Annotated in this window: 18 protein-coding genes; 5 read left to right on the top strand and 13 right to left on the bottom strand. The window is 63.9% G+C overall.

What is annotated here, in order from left to right; all coding sequences use genetic code 11:
- Positions 1 to 23: 23 nt before the first annotated feature.
- The 3 genes from EI983_RS14480 (at position 24) to EI983_RS14470 (ending at position 2,474) form a co-directional block, all read left to right on the top strand.
- On the top strand, positions 24 to 731 hold the full coding sequence (locus EI983_RS14480; RefSeq protein ID WP_157708071.1) for a fumarylacetoacetate hydrolase family protein: 708 nt from the start codon (positions 24 to 26) through the stop codon (positions 729 to 731).
- The gene (locus tag EI983_RS14475; RefSeq protein ID WP_157708070.1) at positions 728 to 1,690 is read left to right on the top strand and encodes an SLAC1 anion channel family protein; all 963 of its coding nucleotides are present in this window, start codon (positions 728 to 730) and stop codon (positions 1,688 to 1,690) included. The genes EI983_RS14480 and EI983_RS14475 overlap by 4 nt, the downstream gene beginning before the upstream one ends.
- A gap of 82 nt (positions 1,691 to 1,772) precedes the next feature.
- On the top strand, positions 1,773 to 2,474 hold the full coding sequence (locus EI983_RS14470; RefSeq protein ID WP_157708069.1) for a histidine utilization transcriptional repressor HutC: 702 nt from the start codon (positions 1,773 to 1,775) through the stop codon (positions 2,472 to 2,474).
- A 29-nt stretch (positions 2,475 to 2,503) separates the two neighbouring features.
- Here EI983_RS14470 and EI983_RS14465 read toward each other — a convergent pair whose 3' ends face one another.
- Positions 2,504 to 4,192, bottom strand: coding sequence for an acyl-CoA dehydrogenase family protein (locus tag EI983_RS14465; RefSeq protein ID WP_157708068.1), 1,689 nt, complete (start codon positions 4,190 to 4,192; stop codon positions 2,504 to 2,506).
- Between the two features lie 145 nt (positions 4,193 to 4,337).
- Here EI983_RS14465 and EI983_RS14460 point away from each other — a divergent pair, with 145 nt between their 5' ends.
- The gene (locus EI983_RS14460) at positions 4,338 to 5,105 is read left to right on the top strand and encodes a sulfite exporter TauE/SafE family protein (protein ID WP_157708067.1); all 768 of its coding nucleotides are present in this window, start codon (positions 4,338 to 4,340) and stop codon (positions 5,103 to 5,105) included.
- A gap of 60 nt (positions 5,106 to 5,165) precedes the next feature.
- Here the strand turns inward: EI983_RS14460 and EI983_RS14455 are convergent, their stop codons facing one another.
- The 10 genes from EI983_RS14455 to bcoG form a co-directional block, all read right to left on the bottom strand.
- Positions 5,166 to 5,951: a carnitinyl-CoA dehydratase gene (locus EI983_RS14455; protein WP_157708066.1), complete on the bottom strand. Its 786-nt coding sequence runs from the start codon at positions 5,949 to 5,951 to the stop codon at positions 5,166 to 5,168.
- Complete coding sequence (locus EI983_RS14450; RefSeq protein WP_157708065.1) at positions 5,948 to 7,993, bottom strand: acetate--CoA ligase family protein; 2,046 nt, start codon at positions 7,991 to 7,993, stop codon at positions 5,948 to 5,950. The genes EI983_RS14455 and EI983_RS14450 overlap by 4 nt, the downstream gene beginning before the upstream one ends.
- A gap of 70 nt (positions 7,994 to 8,063) precedes the next feature.
- A complete protein-coding gene (locus EI983_RS14445) occupies positions 8,064 to 8,963 on the bottom strand; it encodes an alpha/beta hydrolase fold domain-containing protein (protein ID WP_157708064.1) in 900 nt (299 codons plus the stop codon).
- A gap of 7 nt (positions 8,964 to 8,970) precedes the next feature.
- Positions 8,971 to 10,134 (bottom strand): acyl-CoA dehydrogenase family protein, encoded by a 1,164-nt coding sequence (locus tag EI983_RS14440; RefSeq protein ID WP_157708063.1) that lies wholly within the window; start codon positions 10,132 to 10,134, stop codon positions 8,971 to 8,973.
- Between the two features lie 5 nt (positions 10,135 to 10,139).
- The gene (locus EI983_RS14435) at positions 10,140 to 11,546 is read right to left on the bottom strand and encodes a carnitine 3-dehydrogenase (RefSeq protein ID WP_157708062.1); all 1,407 of its coding nucleotides are present in this window, start codon (positions 11,544 to 11,546) and stop codon (positions 10,140 to 10,142) included.
- Positions 11,547 to 11,559: 13 nt separating this feature from the next.
- A complete protein-coding gene (locus EI983_RS14430) occupies positions 11,560 to 12,099 on the bottom strand; it encodes a lipocalin family protein (protein ID WP_246162194.1) in 540 nt (179 codons plus the stop codon).
- Positions 12,096 to 12,860 (bottom strand): SDR family oxidoreductase, encoded by a 765-nt coding sequence (locus tag EI983_RS14425; RefSeq protein ID WP_157708061.1) that lies wholly within the window; start codon positions 12,858 to 12,860, stop codon positions 12,096 to 12,098. Before EI983_RS14425 ends, EI983_RS14430 begins: the two co-directional genes overlap by 4 nt.
- Positions 12,857 to 13,213, bottom strand: coding sequence for a hypothetical protein (locus EI983_RS14420; RefSeq protein WP_157708060.1), 357 nt, complete (start codon positions 13,211 to 13,213; stop codon positions 12,857 to 12,859). Before EI983_RS14420 ends, EI983_RS14425 begins: the two co-directional genes overlap by 4 nt.
- Entirely contained in the window at positions 13,201 to 13,536 is a 336-nt protein-coding gene (locus EI983_RS14415; protein WP_157708059.1) for a hypothetical protein, read from the bottom strand. Before EI983_RS14415 ends, EI983_RS14420 begins: the two co-directional genes overlap by 13 nt.
- Positions 13,533 to 14,444: a 3-dehydrocarnitine:acetyl-CoA trimethylamine transferase BcoG gene (bcoG, locus tag EI983_RS14410; RefSeq protein WP_157708058.1), complete on the bottom strand. Its 912-nt coding sequence runs from the start codon at positions 14,442 to 14,444 to the stop codon at positions 13,533 to 13,535. Before bcoG ends, EI983_RS14415 begins: the two co-directional genes overlap by 4 nt.
- A gap of 78 nt (positions 14,445 to 14,522) precedes the next feature.
- On the opposite strand from bcoG, the gene EI983_RS14405 reads away from it, so the two are divergent.
- Positions 14,523 to 15,470 carry a GlxA family transcriptional regulator gene (locus tag EI983_RS14405; protein ID WP_157708057.1) on the top strand — a complete coding sequence of 316 codons (948 nt, stop codon included), beginning with the start codon at positions 14,523 to 14,525 and terminating at the stop codon, positions 15,468 to 15,470.
- 24 nt (positions 15,471 to 15,494) lie between these two features.
- Here the strand turns inward: EI983_RS14405 and EI983_RS14400 are convergent, their stop codons facing one another.
- On the bottom strand, positions 15,495 to 16,640 hold the full coding sequence (locus EI983_RS14400; protein WP_157708056.1) for an iron-containing alcohol dehydrogenase: 1,146 nt from the start codon (positions 16,638 to 16,640) through the stop codon (positions 15,495 to 15,497).
- Positions 16,637 to 18,019 (bottom strand): aldehyde dehydrogenase family protein, encoded by a 1,383-nt coding sequence (locus EI983_RS14395; protein ID WP_157708055.1) that lies wholly within the window; start codon positions 18,017 to 18,019, stop codon positions 16,637 to 16,639. Before EI983_RS14395 ends, EI983_RS14400 begins: the two co-directional genes overlap by 4 nt.
- Positions 18,020 to 18,054: the final 35 nt, after the last annotated feature.

Below are 18,054 nucleotides of genomic sequence, written 5' to 3'. Positions count from 1 at the left end.
GCTATAGCCACAAGAGCCGCCTCATGACCCTGGTCCCGATCTTTCCCGTTGCCCCGCCGCCCCTGATCCCGATCAACGGGGCAGAGGGGCAGGGATTCGCCGTGCGCCGGATTTTCTGTGTTGGACGGAACTATGCCGCTCATGCCGCCGAGATGGGCAATGAGGTGGACCGTGAGGCCCCGTTCTACTTCACAAAATCCGCTTATGCGCTGTGCCTCTCCGGCTCGGAAATTCCCTATCCCGCGGGCACGCGGGACTGTCATTACGAAATGGAGCTTGTCGTCGCACTGGGTTCTTCCGCGCGGGAGATAGGCGAGGACGATGCCTTGAGCGTGGTCTTTGGCTATGCCTGCGGGATCGATCTGACCCGGCGCGATTTGCAGGCCGCGGCCAAGGATAAGCGCCGTCCCTGGGATATCGGCAAGGATTTCGACAACGCAGCCCTCATCGCGCCGATCACGCGCTCGGATGCGTTCGGTCAACCCGGTGATCAGGCGATCCGGCTGATGCATGACGGGGTTGAGGTGCAATCGGCAAAGCTGAGCGATATGGTCTGGTCCGTCCCCGAGATCATCAGCCACCTGTCGCGTTTCTATGCGCTGGATGCGGGCGATCTGATCTATACAGGCACCCCGGCCGGTGTCGGACCTGTCGCGGCTGGCAGTCGGCTTGAGGGACAGGTTGACGGGCTCACTCCGATTACGGTGACCATCGCGGGTGAGCTGTCATGAGTGCGAACACCCCGAGCCGTATTCTCGTCGCCTGGCCGGTGGCGTTCTTTACCATTGTCATGGGGCTGGCCGGGTTCACGCTCGCTCTGCGGGCGGTCGAGGCACAGTTGGGCATGACCGCCCTTCTTTCGACCGGGGCGTTTATGCTGACTGCGCTGGTATTTGCGGTGGTCGCGCTGGGCTATCTGGTCAAACTGCTGCGCCACCGGGAGGCCGTGCTCGCTGAGTGGAACCATCCGGTGAAGCTGGCCTTCTTCCCGGCGATGTCGATCTCCATGCTGCTGATCGCTGCGATCGTTCTGCCGTATTCACAGGGCGCGGCCAGTGTGATCTGGCTTGTCGCCGTGGCTCTGCAACTGGTGCTGACGATCTCGGTGATTTCGGGCTGGATCAGTCACCGCGCCTTTCAGCATGGACATCTCACACCTGCCTGGTTCATCCCGGTGGTGGGCAATGTCATCGCTCCGATTGCCGGTGCGCCGCTTGGATTTGTGGAGCTGAGCACCTTCTTCATGGCGGCGGGGCTGATCTTCTGGGTGTCGCTTTTGTCGCTGGTGATGAACCGGCTTATCTTTCACGATCCTCTTCCCGAACGGCTGATGCCGACGCTGGTGATCCTGATCGCCCCGCCCGCCATCGGCTTTGTCGGGTGGACGCAGCTGGTGGGTGGTGTGGACCTGTTCGCGCGTCTGCTGTTGAACGTGGCGTTTCTGTTTGCGCTGATCGTGGCGGTGCAGCTGCCGCGTATTCTTCGGGTGCCGTTCAGCCTGTCCTTTTGGGCGCTCAGCTTTCCGGTGGCCGCCCTCTCGACGGCAAGCCTGCTTTACGGCGGGGCCATGGGTTCACCGGTGCATAGCGGGATTGGTCTTGGCGTTTTTGCCGTTTTGTGCGTGATCCTTGGCATGCTGATCCTGCGCACCATAGCGGCAATCCGAAGCGGTGCTGCGTTCGAGGCGTAACGGCTTAACCGGGCAATTGCCGCGGCGGCGGGATGCGGGTTAAGGTGGCGCCCTGTCATCACCCTGTCGAAATGGGGGTCCATTGGCCAAGTCTGACGTCAACTCCTGGCAAGCTGTGCAAGCCGAAGTGCTGCGCCGGATTCATGCGCGGATCTGGGCGCCAGGGGAGATGATCCCCAATGAGCAGGCGCTGGCCGAGGAATTCGGCTGTGCCCGCGCAACGGTGAACCGGGCGCTGCAAAGCCTGTCAGAGGCGGGTCTTCTGGAGCGGCGGCGCAAGGCGGGCACGCGCGTGGCGCTGCACCCGGTGCGCAAGGCCACCCTCGATATTCCGGTGCTGAGGTATGAGATCGAGGGACAGGGCGCTGTTTATGGCTATACGGCTGTGCAGATCGCCGAGCACGCTCCGCCCGAAGAGGTGCGCAGCGCGATGCAGGCCGGGGCAGGCCACAGGTTCCTGCACGTGAAGTCGGTGCAGACGGCCGATGGCGCGCCGTTCGTGTTTGAGGATCGCTGGATCAATCTGACGACGGTTCCCGAGGCGGCTAAGACGGATTTCGAGGCGATCAGCGCCAATGAATGGCTGGTGCGTCATGCGCGCTTCACACATGGGCAAATCTCGTTTGCCGCAGTGAATGCGGATGCGGAAGTGGCCGCTCATCTGGCACTGCGCCAGGGGGCCGCGATCTTTGTGATCTCGCGGATCACATGGGATGGCGGTCAGGCCATTACCCATGTGCAGCAATTCTTTCATGAAGGCTACAGGATGCAGACCGAGCTTTGAGGGTGCGTGAAATCACGCACCCTACGGAGTTACCCCAAGAGGCGGCGCGCGATCACCTGGGCCTGGATTTCCGCCGCACCCTCGAAGATGTTGAGGATCCGCGCGTCGCACAGGATGCGGCTGATCTTGTATTCCATGGCAAAGCCGTTGCCGCCATGGATCTGCAGTCCGTTATCCGCCGCCGCCCAGGCCACGCGCGCGCCCAGCAGCTTGGCCATGCCGGCCTCGAGGTCGCAGCGGTGGCCGTGGTCTTTTTCCCAGGCTGAGAAATAGGTGAGCTGGCGGGCGATCATGATTTCCACGGCCATCATGGCCAGTTTGCCCGAAACACGCGGAAATTCGATCAGCGACTTGCCGAATTGCTTGCGGTCGACGGCATATTGCATCGCCACGTCGAGCGCGGATTGTGCCACGCCGATCGCCCGCGCGGCGGTCTGAATGCGGGCGCTTTCGAAGGTTTCCATAAGCTGTTTGAAGCCTTTGCCTTCTTCGCCGCCCAACAGGTTTTCGCCCTTCACGTGGAAATTATCGAAGCCGAGCTCGTATTCCTTCATGCCGCGATAGCCCAGGACCTCGATCTCGCCGCCTGACATGCCCTCGGTCGGGAAGGGGGCCTCATCCGTGCCCGGTGTCTTCTCGGCGAGGAACATGCTGAGGCCTCGGTGGTCCTTGCTGTCGGGATCGGTGCGCGCGAGCAGCGTCATCACATGGGTGCGCGCGGCATGGGTGATCCAGGTCTTGTTGCCGGTGATGCGGTAGTCGCCGTTTTCCTCTTTGACCGCACGGGTCCGCAGCGATCCCAGATCCGAGCCTGTGTTGGGTTCGGTAAAGACCGCCGTGGGCAGGATTTCAGCACTGGCCAGTTTGGGCAGCCAATTGGCTTTTTGTTCATCCGTGCCGCCGCAGAGAATCAGTTCGGCGGCGATCTCGGACCGGGTGCCGAGCGACCCGACACCGATATAGCCCCGGCTGAGCTCTTCGGACACGACCACCATCGATGCCTTGGAGAGCCCGAAGCCGCCGAATTCCTCGGGAATGGTCAGGCCGAACACGCCCATCTCGGCCAGTTCCTCGATCACCTCCATCGGAATCAACTCGTCCTTGAGGTGCCAGTCATGCGCCACAGGTTCCACCTTTTCGACGGCATAACGGCGGAACTGTTCGCGGATCATCTCAAGCTCTTCGTCGAGGCCGGAGGCGCCGACAGTGATCTCGGCGCTGCGCTCCTGCATCAGTTCCACCAGACGGGAGCGCGCGGCCTGGGTGTTGCCACTGCTCATCAGGGTCTGTACCTCATGGCACTGGAAGCCGCTCAGTGCGTCCCAGCCAAGGCCCATATCCGCGAGCCGCAGGATTTCGCCCTGGTTCATCGGGATGCCACCGGCAATCTGGTGCAGGTATTCGCCAAAGGCGATCTGGTGAATGAGCTCTTCGACCTCGCCGAATTTGCCATCGGCCTTGAGCCGCTCGGCCCAGGCCTGCATCTGCCGCAGCGATTCGACGTAAGTGGCCAGCCAGGCCAGCCCGTGGGCCGCTGTTTGATGCGCTTCGATGGCGCCGCCCGACACGCGGCCATCCACCGTGACCATCTGGCCGACGCTGGCTTTGGCGGCCTCAAGCACGCTTTCCACCGGGGCAATGGCGGCACCGGTAAGCGACAGCAGATCATCGAGGATCACCGTGTTTGCCATTGCAGCATCCTGTCCGTCATGAGCCATGAATCACATCCTTCAACTGTTCCCGGCCTTCTATCTATTTCGCAGGTGCAGCGCAACTATAATGCCGCAGATGCGACAAATATTATCAAAAGTTGCGCATTGATTTTGCACATGCCCGCGCTATGCGTCGCTGCTACAAGAGGCCATGGATATGTTCTTTGGCATCGAAACGGGCGCAACCCTGGCGCTGGCTCTGTTCATCGGCTTTTCAGCCGGCGTGATCAAGGGTGTTGTCGGATTTGCGATGCCGATGGTGATGGTGTCGGGTCTGGCGACGATCGCTTCGGCGGAGGTGGCGATTGCCGGAATGATCCTGCCGACACTGGTGACGAACCTGTGGCAGGCCTTGCGGCAGGGGCCGCGTGCCGCCTGGGCCTCGATCCTGCGGTTCCGGGCGTTTCTGCTTACCGGCGGTGCGATCATGCTTTTGTCGGCCCAACTTGTTCCGTGGTTGCCAGGCCAGTTGTTGCTGCTCTTTCTGGGGATAAGCATTACGCTTTTCGTTCTGTTGCAGATCCTCGGAATACGGATTCGCCTGTCTTCGGGCGCGCGCAGCCGGGCCGAGCCTGTCTTCGGCGCGATTGCGGGGTTTTTCGGGGGGCTGTCGGGGATCTGGGGGCCGCCAACCGTGGCGATGCTGACCGCGATGAACACGGAAAAGGCCGAGCAGATAAGGGTGCAGGGTGTGATCTATGGGCTGGGGTCGCTCGTTCTGGTGGTGGCCCATCTCGGTTCGGGTGTGCTGCGCGCCGAGACGCTGCCGCTGACCGCTTCTCTCGTCCCACCTGCGCTTTTGGGTATGGCGCTTGGCTTCAAGTTGCACGACCGGTTCGATCAGGAGACCTTTCGCAAGGTTACCCTGTTCGTGCTGCTTTTCGGGGGGCTCAATCTGGTGCGGCGGGGGCTCGTCTGACCCTTGCGTGCCAGCCTCGCGAGGCGCGCACGCAAGAGCGCGATGAGCAGCGCCAGGCCGTTACCGTCCCTTCCAGACCGGGTCGCGCTTCTCGGCAAAGGCGCGAGCGCCTTCAAGCTGATCTTCGGAGGAATAGAGTACATCGACGGTGCCGAACTGGCGCTTGGTGATCCGGTTCATTGCATCCTGAAAGGTCATCGCCTCGGCCTCTCGTATGATTTCCTTTATCGCGGCATAAACCAGGGGCGGACCGGAGGCGAGGTGATCGGCCATTTCGCGCGCCTTGGCCATCAGGTCGGCGGCGGGATGGATCTGGTTGATCATACCCCAGCGGGCGGCCTCTTCGGCGTCGATCCAGCGCCCGGTCAGCAGCATTTCCATCGCGATATGATAGGGGATGCGTTTGGGCAGCTTGACGCTTGCGGCGTCGGCCACGGTGCCGGAACGGATTTCGGGCAGGGCGAAACTGGCATGATCGGCGGCAAGGATAATATCGGCGCTAAGCGCCCATTCCAGCCCACCACCGCAGCAGATGCCGTTGACAGCGGCGATGATCGGCTTGTTCATCGCGCGCATCTCCTGAATGCCGCCGAAGCCGCCGACACCGTAATCGCCATCCACCTCGTCCCCGTCAGCGGCGGCCTTGAGGTCCCAGCCGGGGCAAAAGAACTTCTCGCCCGCGCCGGTGATGATGGCCACCCGCAAGTCCGGATCGTCGCGGAAGTCGCGGAAGACCTCTCCCATGATCCGGCTCGTTTGCAGGTCGATGGCATTGGCCTTGGGGCGGTCGAGGGTCACCTCGAGCACGGGGCCGCGGCGCTCGGTTTTGATGGGGCTGTCGGTCATGCGGGCTCTCCTGTTCTGATCAGCGCGTCGGCGGCGACGGCACGGGTGGGGGTGCAGATAAGCGGGTTGATCTCCACTTCCTGCAGATGCGCTGCGTGGGCGGTGACATAAGACTGCACGCTGAGGACCGCTTCGACAAGGGCGGCCATATCGGCGCCGGGCTTGCCGCGGTAGCCCGCCAACAGGGGGGCGATGTTCAGCCGGCCAAGGGCCGCGGTGATCTCATCGGGGGTGGTGGGCAGCAGGAGCGATGTGCTGTCCTGCAGGATTTCCGTCATCACGCCGCCCGCCGCGAGGGTCAGCACGAAGCCATGAGCGGGATCGCTGAGCACGCCGACGAGAAGCTCGGCCACGCCGCCGGCAATCATCTCCTCCACGAGAAAGCTGTCACCAGGCATGGAGGCGGCAGCCGTGAGAGCCTCCTCCGCAGAGGTCAGACCCAGCGCCACCCCGCCCTGATCGGATTTGTGCGCCAGACCTTCGGATTTGAGCACGACAGGGGCGGGGATGCTGCCGAGCACTGCGGGCAGGTCGTCGCGACCGGCGGCGCGGGCGGCAGCGGGAATGGGCAGGCGATGCTGTGCGAGGGCGGCCTTGGCGCTGGCTTCGCTCAGCACCCGCGACCCTGAGACCTCACCCGGTAACAGCAGCGGGGCAGGGGCCGGGCGTGGTCGCCCCAGCCATGCGGCGGCGGCGATGGCGGCCAGCGCGTCATTGATGCCCAGAAGCGGAATGAGCCCTGCCGCGATGATCCTTTCGGAAAAAGGTTCGGGGCAGGCATCGGGGATGGTGGCCAGAAGCGCCAGCGGTTTGCCCGTGGTCTGGGTCGTGGCCGCAGCGGCGTCGATCACACTGTCCCAATCGGCGGCGCTGCAACGGTCTTCGCGCGGGAAATCGCAGAGGATACAGCCCATATCGATCTCGGGCCCGGCCATGATCGCGGTGAAGGTCTGCGCCATGCGCTCGGTGTCGGTCCAGATGAACGTATGGTAATCCAGCGGGTTCGCCAGCGCCACCATTGGCCCCAGGGCTGCGCGCAACCCGGTGATTTGGTCCTGGCCGAGCGGCGGGTAGCGGATGTCATGGTCAAGCCCGGTATCGGCCATCAGGCTGGCCTCGCCGCCCGAACAGGACATGGAGGCGACGCCGTTGCCCTTGAGCGGCCCGGCGAGGTGCAGCAGTTTCAATGTTTCCATGAGCGTGGTCAGGCTTTCGACCTGGGCCACGCCAAGCCGCCGGAAGAGGGCGCGCGCGCCCGCGTCGCTACCCGCGAGAGAGGCGGTATGCGAAATGGCCGCTTTCTGGGCCTGTTCGGAGCGGCCCGCCTTGAGGGCGACAATGGGTTTGCCAGTCGCGCGCGCCGTCTCGGCTAGGGCTTCGAAGGCGCGCAGATCGCCGATCCCCTCGATATGCAGGCCAAGCGCGGTGACCCGCTCATCAGCGAGCAGCACCTGACCGATCTCGGCCAGCCCGACCTGCGCCTGATTGCCCGCGGTCGCCACATAGGCGAGCGGCAGGCCACGGGTCTGCATGGTGATGTTGATCGCCATGTTGGAGCTTTGCGTAAGCAATGCCACGCCGCGGTCGACGCGCTGTCCGCCATGCTGATCGGGCCACAGAAGCGCCCCATCGAGATAGTTGATAAAGCCGTAGCAGTTGGGCCCGACAATCGGCATTTCGCCCGCCGCCTTCAGCAATGCCTCCTGCAGGCTGGCCCCGTCGCCGGTCTCGGCCTCGGCCTCGCGGAAACCGCTGGCGAAACAGACCGCACCACCCGCGCCCATGGAGGACAAAAGCTGCACCGTTTCGACCGTGACATAGCGGTTCACGCCGATGAAGGTGGCATCGGGCGGTTCCGGCAGGTCTTCGAGCCGTGCCGTGGCAGGCAGGCCGCCAATCTCGGGTTTGGTCGGGTGCACCGGCCAGATCGGGCCATCAAAGCCCATCTTGCGGCATTGCTCGATCACATTGGCGCACCAGGCCCCACCGCCCACGACGGCGATGGAGCGGGGGCGGAACAGGCGGCTCAGATCACGCGGCATGGCAGGCCTTTCGCAAGCGGCTGTGGCAGAGATTTGAGTATTTTCGGAACAATGAAAGAAGGGTGGGGCATCATTCGGACGGCGTGACCTCTGTCAGGAAGCGGGCGATTTCGGCGAGCGAGGCCGCGGCTTCGGGGATATCGGGGTAGTATTCGAACACATGCCATAGACTGTCCCAGACACGGAGGTTGACAGGGGCCTCGGCCTCGCGCATGGCACGGGCAAGGCGGGCGCATTGGATGAGGAACATGTCCCGCGTGCCGGTCGTGATCAGGCAGGGCGGCCATGCGGAGGAGAAGCTGCAATAAAGGGGTGAGAGGCGCGGGTCGAACGGGTCAGTTCCGGGAGCGTAATGTCCCGGCAGGTCTGCCACCAGCGGGGGGTAGAGCGTGGGATCATCCGGTGCATCGTAAGGGTCGAACGCGGGCGACATATCGACCGCTGGCGACAGCAGGGCGAGGGCGGCGGGGGGCGTGCCATCCTCCACAAGTGCGCGTGTGACGGAGACCGCAAAGTTGCCACCGGCGGATTCGCCGATCACGGCGCGGGGGTGCATGGCGCGGGCAACGGCAAGCGCATCGTCAAGCCCGGCGGGAAAGGGGGCCTCGGGGGCCAGGCGATAGGCGGGGCTGAGCACCTGAAGGCCGGTCTGGGCGGCGAGGGCCGCGCTGATCATCAGATCCTCGATCGGCCCGCCCATGATGAACGCCCCGCCGAAGAGATAGAGCGCCTGCGCAGAGCCATCCCAGCCGCCCGGCGTGATCACCAATGTTTCGATCCCGGCCACGTCCTGCCAGTCCAGCGTGACACCGGTGCGCGCCAGGATGCCGGGGCGCATCGCCTCGCCCTCGACCCGGCGCGCGGCACGTTCCGCCGGGAGGGCGCTGACGTCATAGCTCCAGGTGTTGCGGTTGGCCGGGTCCGCGAGAAAGGCCAGGGCTTCGGCGCTGGGGGAAAACGGTGGGGGCATGGGCGGATCAGCCTCCAAGCGGGCGCAGCATCTCGCGGCTGATGATGTGGCGCTGAATCTCCGATGTGCCTTCCCAGATGCGTTCCACCCGCGCGTCACGCCAGATCCGTTCCAGCGGCAGCTCGTCCATCAGGCCCATGCCGCCGTGGATCTGAATGGCCTCATCGGCCACCATGGCGAGCATCTCGGTGGCCTTGAGCTTGGCCATGGACATGTCTGTCTCGGTTACCGTGCCCTGATCGAACTTCCAGCCGCCCATCCAGGTGAGCAGCTCGGCGGCGCGCAGCTCAGTCGCCATATCGGCCAGCTTGAAGGAAATGCCCTGGAATTTGCCGATCTGCTGGCCGAACTGGCGACGCTCGGCGGCATAGGCGGTGGCGTGTTCCAGCGCGCGTTCGGCCCGTCCCAGGCAGGTGGCGGCGACCTGAAGCCGCGTGGCCCCAAGCCAGTCATTGGCCACCTGAAAGCCTTTATGCACTTCGCCCAGCACTGCCGATTTGGGCAGGCGGCAGTCATCAAATTCCAGCACGGCATTTGTGTAGCCTCGGTGGCTCACGTTGCGATAGCCCTCGCGCACGCTAAAGCCCGGCGTGCCCTTGTCGACGAAAAAGGCGGTGATCAGCTTTTTCGGGCCGCGCGGCGTGTCCTCTTCACCGGTGGCCATGAAAACGATGGAGAAATCGGCGATATCGGCATGAGAGATGAAATGCTTGGTGCCATTCAGGATGAAATCATCGCCATCCTCGCGCGCCGTCGCCTTCATGCCGCGCAGGTCAGAGCCGGCCCCCGGCTCGGTCATGGCGAGGCAGTCCCATTTCTCGCCCTGGATGCAGGGGAAGAGGTATTTTTCCTTCTGCTCGTCGGTGCCTGCCAACAGGATATTCGAGGGACGCGCGACGCAGGTCCAGTGCAGGGCGTAGTTGGCACGGCCCAGCTCGCGCTCATACATCAGCCAGGTCAGCGTATCGAGGCCGGCCCCGCCCACCTCTTCGGGCATGTTGGCGGCGTAAAGCCCGGCCTCCATCGCCTTGGCCTGGATCTCCTTGATAAGCTCCATCGGCAGATGACCGGTGCGCTCGATCTCCAGCTCATGCGGGTAAAGCTCGTTCTCGACAAAACTGCGCGTGGTGTCGATGATCATCTGCTGTTCTTCGGTGAGCGCGAAATCCATGGGGCTTACTCCGAGGCATGCAAGGCGGCCAGCGCCTCGACTTTGGCTTTGACATCGGGGGCGGGGTCGCAGGTACGACGGGTTTCCAGGCTGACATGCAGCATGAACTGATCACAGGTGGCCATCAGCTCGCCGTCGCTGGCGCGTTTCATTTCGTGGAAACAGCGCAGCTTCTTGCCCTCGCCCTGGGTGACGGTGGTGTAGACATGCACACGCTCGCCTGCATGGGTCTCGGCGATGTACTTCACCGTTGTCTCGACGGTGAAATAGCTGAGGCCCCCTTCGATATAGGCCTCATCCGCGCCGACATGGGCCATGACCTCTTCGGCGGCGTCGCTGAAGATCTGGCCATAGCGGCCTTCGTTCATGTGGCCGTTGATATCGGTCCAGTCCACAGGCACCACACGGTTTTGCGTGAGCAGCGGCTTAGTGTCGTCCATCGCCGGGCGCAGGGCGTTGGAATGCGCGCGGGCCACGGCCCCGGCGCCCCAGTTGTTCTGTTTCAGGCTGCGGATAATGCCGATGAGATTGTCGTCGCGAATACGCTCAAGGTCACGCGGGCCAAGGTCGCCTGCCTGCGTCTCGCACTGGCCGCCGACCTTGTTGACGAAGTCATCTGTCAGCTCAGGCACGTCCATCAGCTTGGTCCAGGGCCATTTGAGGCAGGGGCCGAACATGGCCAGCATGGCGCGCATACCGCCTTCGCCGCCGGCAAGGTGGAAGGTCTGCATCGTGCCCATCTGGGCCCAGCGAAGGCCCGGACCATAGGCGATGGCGGCGTCGATCTCATCGGCGGTGGCCACATCGTCATGCAGGAGCCAGAGCGCCTCGCGCCAGAGCGCTTCCTGAAGGCGGTCGCTGAGGAAGCCCTCGATCTCGACCCGGCAATGCAGCGGATACATGCCGAGAGAGCTGTAAATCTCCTTGGCGGCCTCGATATGCTGCGCGTCGGTCTTTTCGCCTGCCACCAGCTCGACCAGCGGCAGAAGGTAGACCGGGTTGAACGGGTGCGCGACGATCAGGCGGCCGGGATGGGCCATCTGCGATTGCAGATCGGTGGGCATGATGCCGGAGGTGGAGGAGGCAATGATCCCATCGGTGTTCACCGCCTCGATCTGGGCATAGACCTTATGCTTGATCTCGACGCGCTCGGGGACGGCCTCGACGATCAGTTCGGCCCCGGTCGCGGCCTCTTCCAGTGTCGAACAGAGCGTCATGCTTCCTGGCTCGGGCATGGGTTGATCGACCAGCATCGGCAGGGCGCGGCGGGCATTGGTCATGACCTCGCCGATCTTGCGTTCCGCTTCCGGGTCGGGGTCATAGACCTTCACGTCCCATCCGTTGAGCGTGAACCGTGCGGCCCAGCCGCCGCCGATCACACCACCGCCGATGATTGCTGCTGTCTTGGTCATATACGTGTCTCCCTTAGCGCGTCACGAACGCGGCCATGTTGTATCCGTTGAAGGCCAGCACCTCGCGCGCCGCAGTGATGCGGTCTGCCCCGCCCTTGGGCTTGCGATCGAGGATGAAGGCCAGATCACTGTCGGGCGAGCCGATGGCGGCGGTGCGATAGCCGTCGTCGATCCAGATCACCCAGAGTTCCATATCGCTCTCGTCGGTTTCCGAGGTCAGCCGCCAGCGGTTCTGTGCCAGAGGTTCGGCCAGCCAACCATCGGTGACGGCCTCGCAGCCACCGGATGCATCGCATCCCGCTTGCAGGAACGCGACAGAGTGTTGGCCGCCGCCTTTGGTATCGAAGTCCAGCGTCTGAATGTCACCATAGCCCGGTGAAGAGGCCCGCACCTGCCATGTCCCTGCCATCGCATCGGCCCCGCCGCGCGAGATGATTGACAGCGGCACGGTCGGGTTGCGCAACAGACTGGGGTCGTCGGACGAGGGTGCCGCAAGGCAGCCCGCCAGAAGCGTCGCAGCAAGGCCGGCGGCGGCAGCCGGACGCAGGCTCATGGCACCAGGCTTTCGGTGTGGCCGTCGACGGCCATGATCTGACCCGAGATCTTGGATGCGGCGGAGGAGGCTAAAAACAGCGCCATATCCGCCAGATCGTCGGCGCTGACCCAGGTTTTGAGGCTGACGCCCTTCACATAGGTCTGGCGCAGCTCCTCGATGGGCCGCCCCGAAGCGGCGCTTTCATTGGCCAGCACCCGCTCCATCCGGTCGCCTTCCACGGCCCCCGGCGCAATGGCATTCACGCGCACGCCCGCCGATCCCAGTTCACCGGCTAAGGTCTTGGTCAGGCCCACCAGGCCCCATTTGGCCGTGGCATAGGGCGAGCGCAGCGGGTAGCCGAACAGGCCCGCGGTGGAGGTGGTCAGAATGATCAGCCCATGACCTTGTGCGCGCATCAGGCGTGCGGCCCAGCGGCAGGTCAGGAACGTGCCGAAGAGGTTGACCGCGACGCAGTCTTTCCAGTCGTCATAGGTCATATCCTCGATCCGGCCCGCGGGCCCGCCCGTACCTGCATTGGCACAGACGACATCGACGCCGCCCCACTCGGTCTCGACCTCGGACAGAAACGCGTCCATTTGCGCCTCGTCGATCACATCCGCCTGGCGTGCAAGGAAATCCGGGTGCTCGGCTTGCACCTTCGCAATCGCGTCGGCGCGGGCATCGCACAGGGCAACGCGATCGCCTTCGGCCGCAAAGCGGCGCGCAAGGGTCAACCCGATGCCCGAGCCCGCCCCGGTGATCAGCACCCGGCGGCTCATGCGGGGCACCGGGTAAAGAGCAGCGGCTCGTCCGCGCCGAACCACATCCACATACGGTCGCCATCCACCATGATCAGGCGGCGCTCTTCATAGAGATCGCCTTCGGATTGGCAGGTTATGTCGATTTGCCAGGCGCTCAGCCCGTCGACCTCGTCCACGGCGGTGATATCGCAACTGTTTTCATAGCCCAGCATTTCGGACGCGCTCAGCAGGATCGGGGCAGGGGTCACACTGCCGATCCGCTCGGCGTTGACGCACCAGTCGGGCTCGGCGCTCCAGATGCCGTGCCAGGGGGCAGCCTGGGCCAGCGCCGGGAGGCAGATCATGGCCGTGAGGCATGTCAGTCTATGCATATCACTACCTTCTCTCCGCGTTCGTCAAACATCTCATGGCATCCAAAGAGCGGCCTGACCGAGGAACACGCCCCGCCGGGGCCGTCTGCATTTGCAAGGCACAGACCGCTGCAATCGGTCCCTTTGGTGCAGGCCGCCCCGGCATCAGGGGTCTCTTGGAAACACATCAGCGCACCGGTGAGGCCGCCTCTCTCGAACCGCCCGCCCTCAGCCTCGCATTGCCGCCGGTCGTCGCGCAGCTCGATCGTGCTGCGCCCGAACGGTTCAGGCTGGCATGCGGCCAGGGTCATCACGGCGAACAGGACGGCTCCGGTGCGGATCATGACACCGGCGCGCGTTTCGTCAGGCCAAGCTTGGCGCGGACTTCCTCGGGGCCGATGACACGTGCACCGAGGTTTTCGATGATCGTGCCCGCGCGTTCCACCAATTGCCAGTTCTCGGCCAGCACGCCCCGGTCGAGCATCAGGTTGTCTTCCAGCCCGACGCGCACGTTACCCCCGGCCAGAACGGCAGCGGCCACATAGGGCATCTGGTGACGGCCCAGCCCGAAGGCGGAAAAGGTCCAGTCGTCCGGCACGTTGTTGACCATGGCCATGAAGGTGTTGAGGTCATCGGGCGCGCCCCAGGGCACACCCATGCACAGCTGCACCAGGGCGGGGCTTTTGAGCACGCCGTTTTTCACCAGCTCCTTAGCGTACCACAGATGGCCGGTATCGAAGGCTTCGATCTCGGGTTTCACGTCGAGATCGGTCATCATCTGGCCCATGGCGGTCAGCATGCCGGGCGTGTTGGTCATCACATAGTCGGCCTCGGCGAAGTTCATCGTGCCGCAATCGAGCGTGCAGATCTCGGGCAGGCATTCGGCCACATGCGCCACACGTTCGGTGGCCCCGACCATGTCGGTGCTGTTCGAGAGCGGCAGGGGGGATTCCGGTGAGCCGAAGATCACATCGCCTCCCATGCCGGCGGTCAGGTTCAGAACCACGTCGGTTTCGGCGTCGCGAATGCGATCGGTGAGTTCGCGGTAAAGCTTCGGATCACGCGCCGGTGCGCCCGTTTCCGGGTCGCGCACATGGCAATGCACCACCGCCGCCCCGGCCTTGGCCGCGGCAATCGCGCTCTCGGCGATCTGCTTGGGCGAGCGCGGCACATGCGGGCTGCGGTCCTGCGTGCCGCCTCCGCCGGTCACGGCACAGGTGATGAAAACCTCGCGATTCATTTCAAGCGGCATAACGATCCTCCGGAATGTGGTTTGCCAGAGCGTAGCGCTCTGCTATGAGTCGTGAGTTTGCTGTAAGTGACAATTATTATGCCGGAATGGACAAAAGAGACCACCGCGCCCGTGCGCATCGCCATCCTGATCTTCGATCAGTTTTCCAACCTGTGTCTGGCCAATTGCCTGGAGCCTTTGCGCGCCGCCAATACGCTCAATCGTGCGCGTGTCTTTGAATGGGATATCCTCACCCAGACCGGTGCGCCCGTGCTGTCCTCCAGCGCCATGCAGGTGGTTCCCCATGCACGGCTGGGCGGCCTGAGTTCCTGCGATTATCTCTTTGTTCTGGCAAGCTATGCGCATGACGTGCATGACACGCCGCAAACCCGCCGCGCCCTGCGCCAGGCTACGGGCAAGGCGCGTGTAACGGTCGGAATGGATGCCGGGCCGTGGCTTCTTGCCTCCGCCGGGTTGCTCAATGGCCGGCGCGCCACGGTGCATTGGGACCTGCTGGACAGCTTCACCGAACGGTTTCTGGAGGTCGAGGCCGAGCGCGTCCGGGTCGTGCGCGATGGCCGTGTGATGACCTGCGCCGGGGCGATGTCCGCGCTTGATCTGACGCTCGACCTGATTGCCGATCATGCAGGGCTGGCCACGCGGCTTGATGTCGAGGCGCTGTTCATGCGTGGCGATCCGCCGGTGGACAGCCCGCAGGAGCGTGGCGCCGTGCTGGATCCGCTGGTGCGGCGGGCGCTCGCCTTGATGCGCGAGAACCTGGAACGCCCGCTCAGCCTCCATGATCTCTCACGGCGCCTCTCGTGCCAGCCGCGCACGCTCGACCGGCGCTATCGCAGCCGCCTTGGTGCGCCGCCCGGCACGGTCTATCGCCACTTGCGACTTGCCTCGGCGCGCAAGATGCTGGAAGGCAGTACGCTCAGCATCGCCGAGATCGCGCTGCGCAACGGGTATGAAAGCCCCGCAGCACTCAGCCGCGCGATGAAGCGCTACTACGGGGCTACGCCTTCCGGTCTGAGACGGATGTAGGGTGCGTGATATCACGCACCCGGTTCAGAGCGCGGCCCTGAACAGCCCGTCCAGATTTTCTTCTGTGAGCGCAATCGGATTGCCGCCACAGCTCGGGTCGATGATGGCGCCTTTCACCAGGTCGGGAATGCTGTCCTCTGTCACCCCGAGATCGCTGAGCCGTTTCGGGATGCCAAGGGAGTCGTTGAACTCGTCGACAAACTTACGGAACCCGTCAAACCCGCCCTTCACGCCGATATAGGACGCCGCCTGATCGAACCGGTCGGCGATGGCGGGCGCATTAAAGGCCAGAACGGCCGGCATGCAGACCGCGTTCGTGGTGCCGTGATGGGTGTTGAAATGCGCGCCGATCGGATGGCTCATGGCATGAATGGCGCCAAGACCCTTCTGAAAGGCGGTTGCGCCCATTGCGGCGGCGGACATCATGTTGGCCCGCGCTTCGATATCGGTGCCGTCCTTGTAAGCACGGGGCAGGTTCTCGACCACGAGCCGCATACCCTCCAGGGCGATCCCCTGGCTCATCGGGTGGTAATGCGGGCTGGAATAGGCCTCGACACAATGGGCAAAGGCATCAAGCCCCGTCCCCGCCGTGATGAACTTGGGCATGCCAACGGTCAGTTCCGGGTCACAAATCACCACGGTGGGCAGCACCTTGGGGTGAAAGATGATCTTCTTCACATGGCTCACACTGTCGGTGATCACGCTCGCGCGCCCCACTTCCGAACCTGTGCCCGCCGTTGTGGGCACGGCAATGATCGGGGCAATCGCATCGGCATCCGCGCGTGTCCACCAATCGCCGATATCCTCAAAATCCCAGACGGGCCGCGTTTGCCCGGCCATGAAGGCCACCATCTTGCCCAGATCGAGCCCCGAGCCGCCACCAAAGGCGATCACCCCGTCATGTCCGCCTTCCTTGTAGGCGCGTATCCCCGCGTCGAGGTTTTGTTCGTTCGGGTTCGGGTCGACCTCTGCGAACATCGCGCGGCCAAAGCCCGCGGCGTCGAGAATGTCGAGCGTGCCCTGGGTCACCGGCAAGTCGGCGAGCCCCTTGTCGGTGACCAGCAAGGGCCGGGTGATGCCCGCCTGCGCACAGGCGGCGGGCAGTTCGGCAATGCGCCCTGCGCCGAATTTGATGGCGGTCGGGTAGGACCAGTTTCCTGTCAGGCTCATGATGTCACCTTTTTCATATGGTAGGATTTGGGACGTGTAAGATTGTGATAACCGATAACCGAGAGCCCGCCGCCGCGTCCGGTATCCTTGCATCCGGTCCAGCACAGGCCCGGGTCAAGGTAATCGGCCCGGTTCATGAACACGGTGCCGGTTTCGATCCGGTCGCCCACGGCAGCGGCACGGTCAAGGTCGCGCGTCCAGAGGCTCGCGGTCAGGCCGAACTGGCTGTCATTCATCAGCGCCACGGCTTCGTCGTCATCCTTGACCGGCATGATGCCCACGACAGGGCCAAAGCTTTCGTCGCGCATCACCCGCATGTCATGGGTCACATTGGTCAGAATTTGCGGGCTGAGATAAGCGCCGCCATCATCCTCGGCAAAGGTCTCGATATGCGCCGTCGCCCCATCGGCCAGCGCTTCGCTCACCTGCGCGCGCACCTCATCGGCAAAGCGCACATTGGCCATCGGGCCCAGTGTGGTCTCGGGGTTCAGCGGATTGCCCAGCTTGTAGCCCTTCACGATCGCCACGGCTTTCTCCACAAAGCTGTCGAAAAGGCTCTCGGCAACGTAAATCCGCTCGATGCCGCAGCAGCATTGCCCGGAATTGAACATCGCCCCGTCAATCAGAGTGTCCACGGCCGCGTCGAGATCGGCATCCTCCATCACATAGCCCGGATCCTTGCCGCCAAGCTCCAGCCCAAGGCCGGTGAACGTGCCTGCCGCCGCGCGCTCCATCGCCTGGCCGCCCCCCACCGAGCCGGTGAAATTGACAAAGTCAAAGGCGCGTCCCGCGATCAGGGCCGACGTGGTGTCATGATCCAGGAACACGTTCTGAAACACCTCTTCCGGCACGCCAGCAGAATGGAAAGCGCGCGCCATGCGCTCCCCGACCAGAAGCGTCTGCGTGGCGTGTTTCAGAACCACCGTGTTCCCGGCGATCAGCGCCGGGGCCACTGTGTTGATCGCGGTCATGTAAGGGTAGTTCCAGGGCGCCACGACAAACACCACCCCGTGCGGAACGCGTTTGATATATCGTTTGAAGGTCGCATCCTCGCCCACGGCGATATCCGCCAGCGCGTCCTCAGCGATCTTCGCCATATGGGTGGCGCGCTCCTCGAAGCCGCCAAACTCTCCGCCATAACGGATGGGACGCCCCATCATATGTGCGAGCTCGGGCACCACCTCGTCATTCATCGCACCCACGGCGGCCACTCCGGCAAGCACGAGCTCGATCCGCTCTGCCAGCGGCCGCGCGGCCCAGCCGACCTGTGCTGCCCGCGCCTTGTCGGCCACGGCCTGCGCCGCGTCCCGGCTCAGCACCTCGCGCTCGGCAAAGACCGAGCCGTCAATCGGAGAAATGCATTTCAACACCTGAGCCATCGCCCTGTCGTCCTTCTTCTTGGTCAAAATAGCCC

Origin of the sequence: Roseovarius faecimaris (assembly GCF_009762325.1) — a bacterium.
Lineage (GTDB): Bacteria > Pseudomonadota > Alphaproteobacteria > Rhodobacterales > Rhodobacteraceae > Roseovarius > Roseovarius faecimaris.
Note: the sequence above shows the minus strand (reverse complement) of the source record. Positions and strands in the feature narration are given on the sequence as shown.

Excerpts from the sequence above, each read along its gene's own strand:
- EI983_RS14400 (WP_157708056.1), bottom strand. The coding sequence starts at position 16,640 with ATGAGCCTGACAGGAAACTGGTCCTACCCGACCGCCATCAAATTCGGC.
- EI983_RS14455 (WP_157708066.1), bottom strand. The coding sequence starts at position 5,951 with ATGACCGACAGCCCCATCAAAACCGAGCGCCGCGGCCCCGTGCTCGAG.
- EI983_RS14420 (WP_157708060.1), bottom strand. The coding sequence starts at position 13,213 with ATGCATAGACTGACATGCCTCACGGCCATGATCTGCCTCCCGGCGCTG.
- bcoG (WP_157708058.1), bottom strand. The coding sequence starts at position 14,444 with ATGCCGCTTGAAATGAATCGCGAGGTTTTCATCACCTGTGCCGTGACC.
- EI983_RS14465 (WP_157708068.1), bottom strand. The coding sequence starts at position 4,192 with ATGGCTCATGACGGACAGGATGCTGCAATGGCAAACACGGTGATCCTC.
- EI983_RS14475 (WP_157708070.1), top strand. The coding sequence starts at position 728 with ATGAGTGCGAACACCCCGAGCCGTATTCTCGTCGCCTGGCCGGTGGCG.
- EI983_RS14450 (WP_157708065.1), bottom strand. The coding sequence starts at position 7,993 with ATGCCGCGTGATCTGAGCCGCCTGTTCCGCCCCCGCTCCATCGCCGTC.
- EI983_RS14430 (WP_246162194.1), bottom strand. The coding sequence starts at position 12,099 with ATGAGCCTGCGTCCGGCTGCCGCCGCCGGCCTTGCTGCGACGCTTCTG.
- EI983_RS14440 (WP_157708063.1), bottom strand. The coding sequence starts at position 10,134 with ATGGATTTCGCGCTCACCGAAGAACAGCAGATGATCATCGACACCACG.
- EI983_RS14435 (WP_157708062.1), bottom strand. The coding sequence starts at position 11,546 with ATGACCAAGACAGCAGCAATCATCGGCGGTGGTGTGATCGGCGGCGGC.
- EI983_RS14480 (WP_157708071.1), top strand. The coding sequence starts at position 24 with ATGACCCTGGTCCCGATCTTTCCCGTTGCCCCGCCGCCCCTGATCCCG.
- EI983_RS14395 (WP_157708055.1), bottom strand. The coding sequence starts at position 18,019 with ATGGCTCAGGTGTTGAAATGCATTTCTCCGATTGACGGCTCGGTCTTT.
- EI983_RS14415 (WP_157708059.1), bottom strand. The coding sequence starts at position 13,536 with ATGATCCGCACCGGAGCCGTCCTGTTCGCCGTGATGACCCTGGCCGCA.
- EI983_RS14445 (WP_157708064.1), bottom strand. The coding sequence starts at position 8,963 with ATGCCCCCACCGTTTTCCCCCAGCGCCGAAGCCCTGGCCTTTCTCGCG.
- EI983_RS14425 (WP_157708061.1), bottom strand. The coding sequence starts at position 12,860 with ATGAGCCGCCGGGTGCTGATCACCGGGGCGGGCTCGGGCATCGGGTTG.
- EI983_RS14460 (WP_157708067.1), top strand. The coding sequence starts at position 4,338 with ATGGATATGTTCTTTGGCATCGAAACGGGCGCAACCCTGGCGCTGGCT.
- EI983_RS14405 (WP_157708057.1), top strand. The coding sequence starts at position 14,523 with ATGCCGGAATGGACAAAAGAGACCACCGCGCCCGTGCGCATCGCCATC.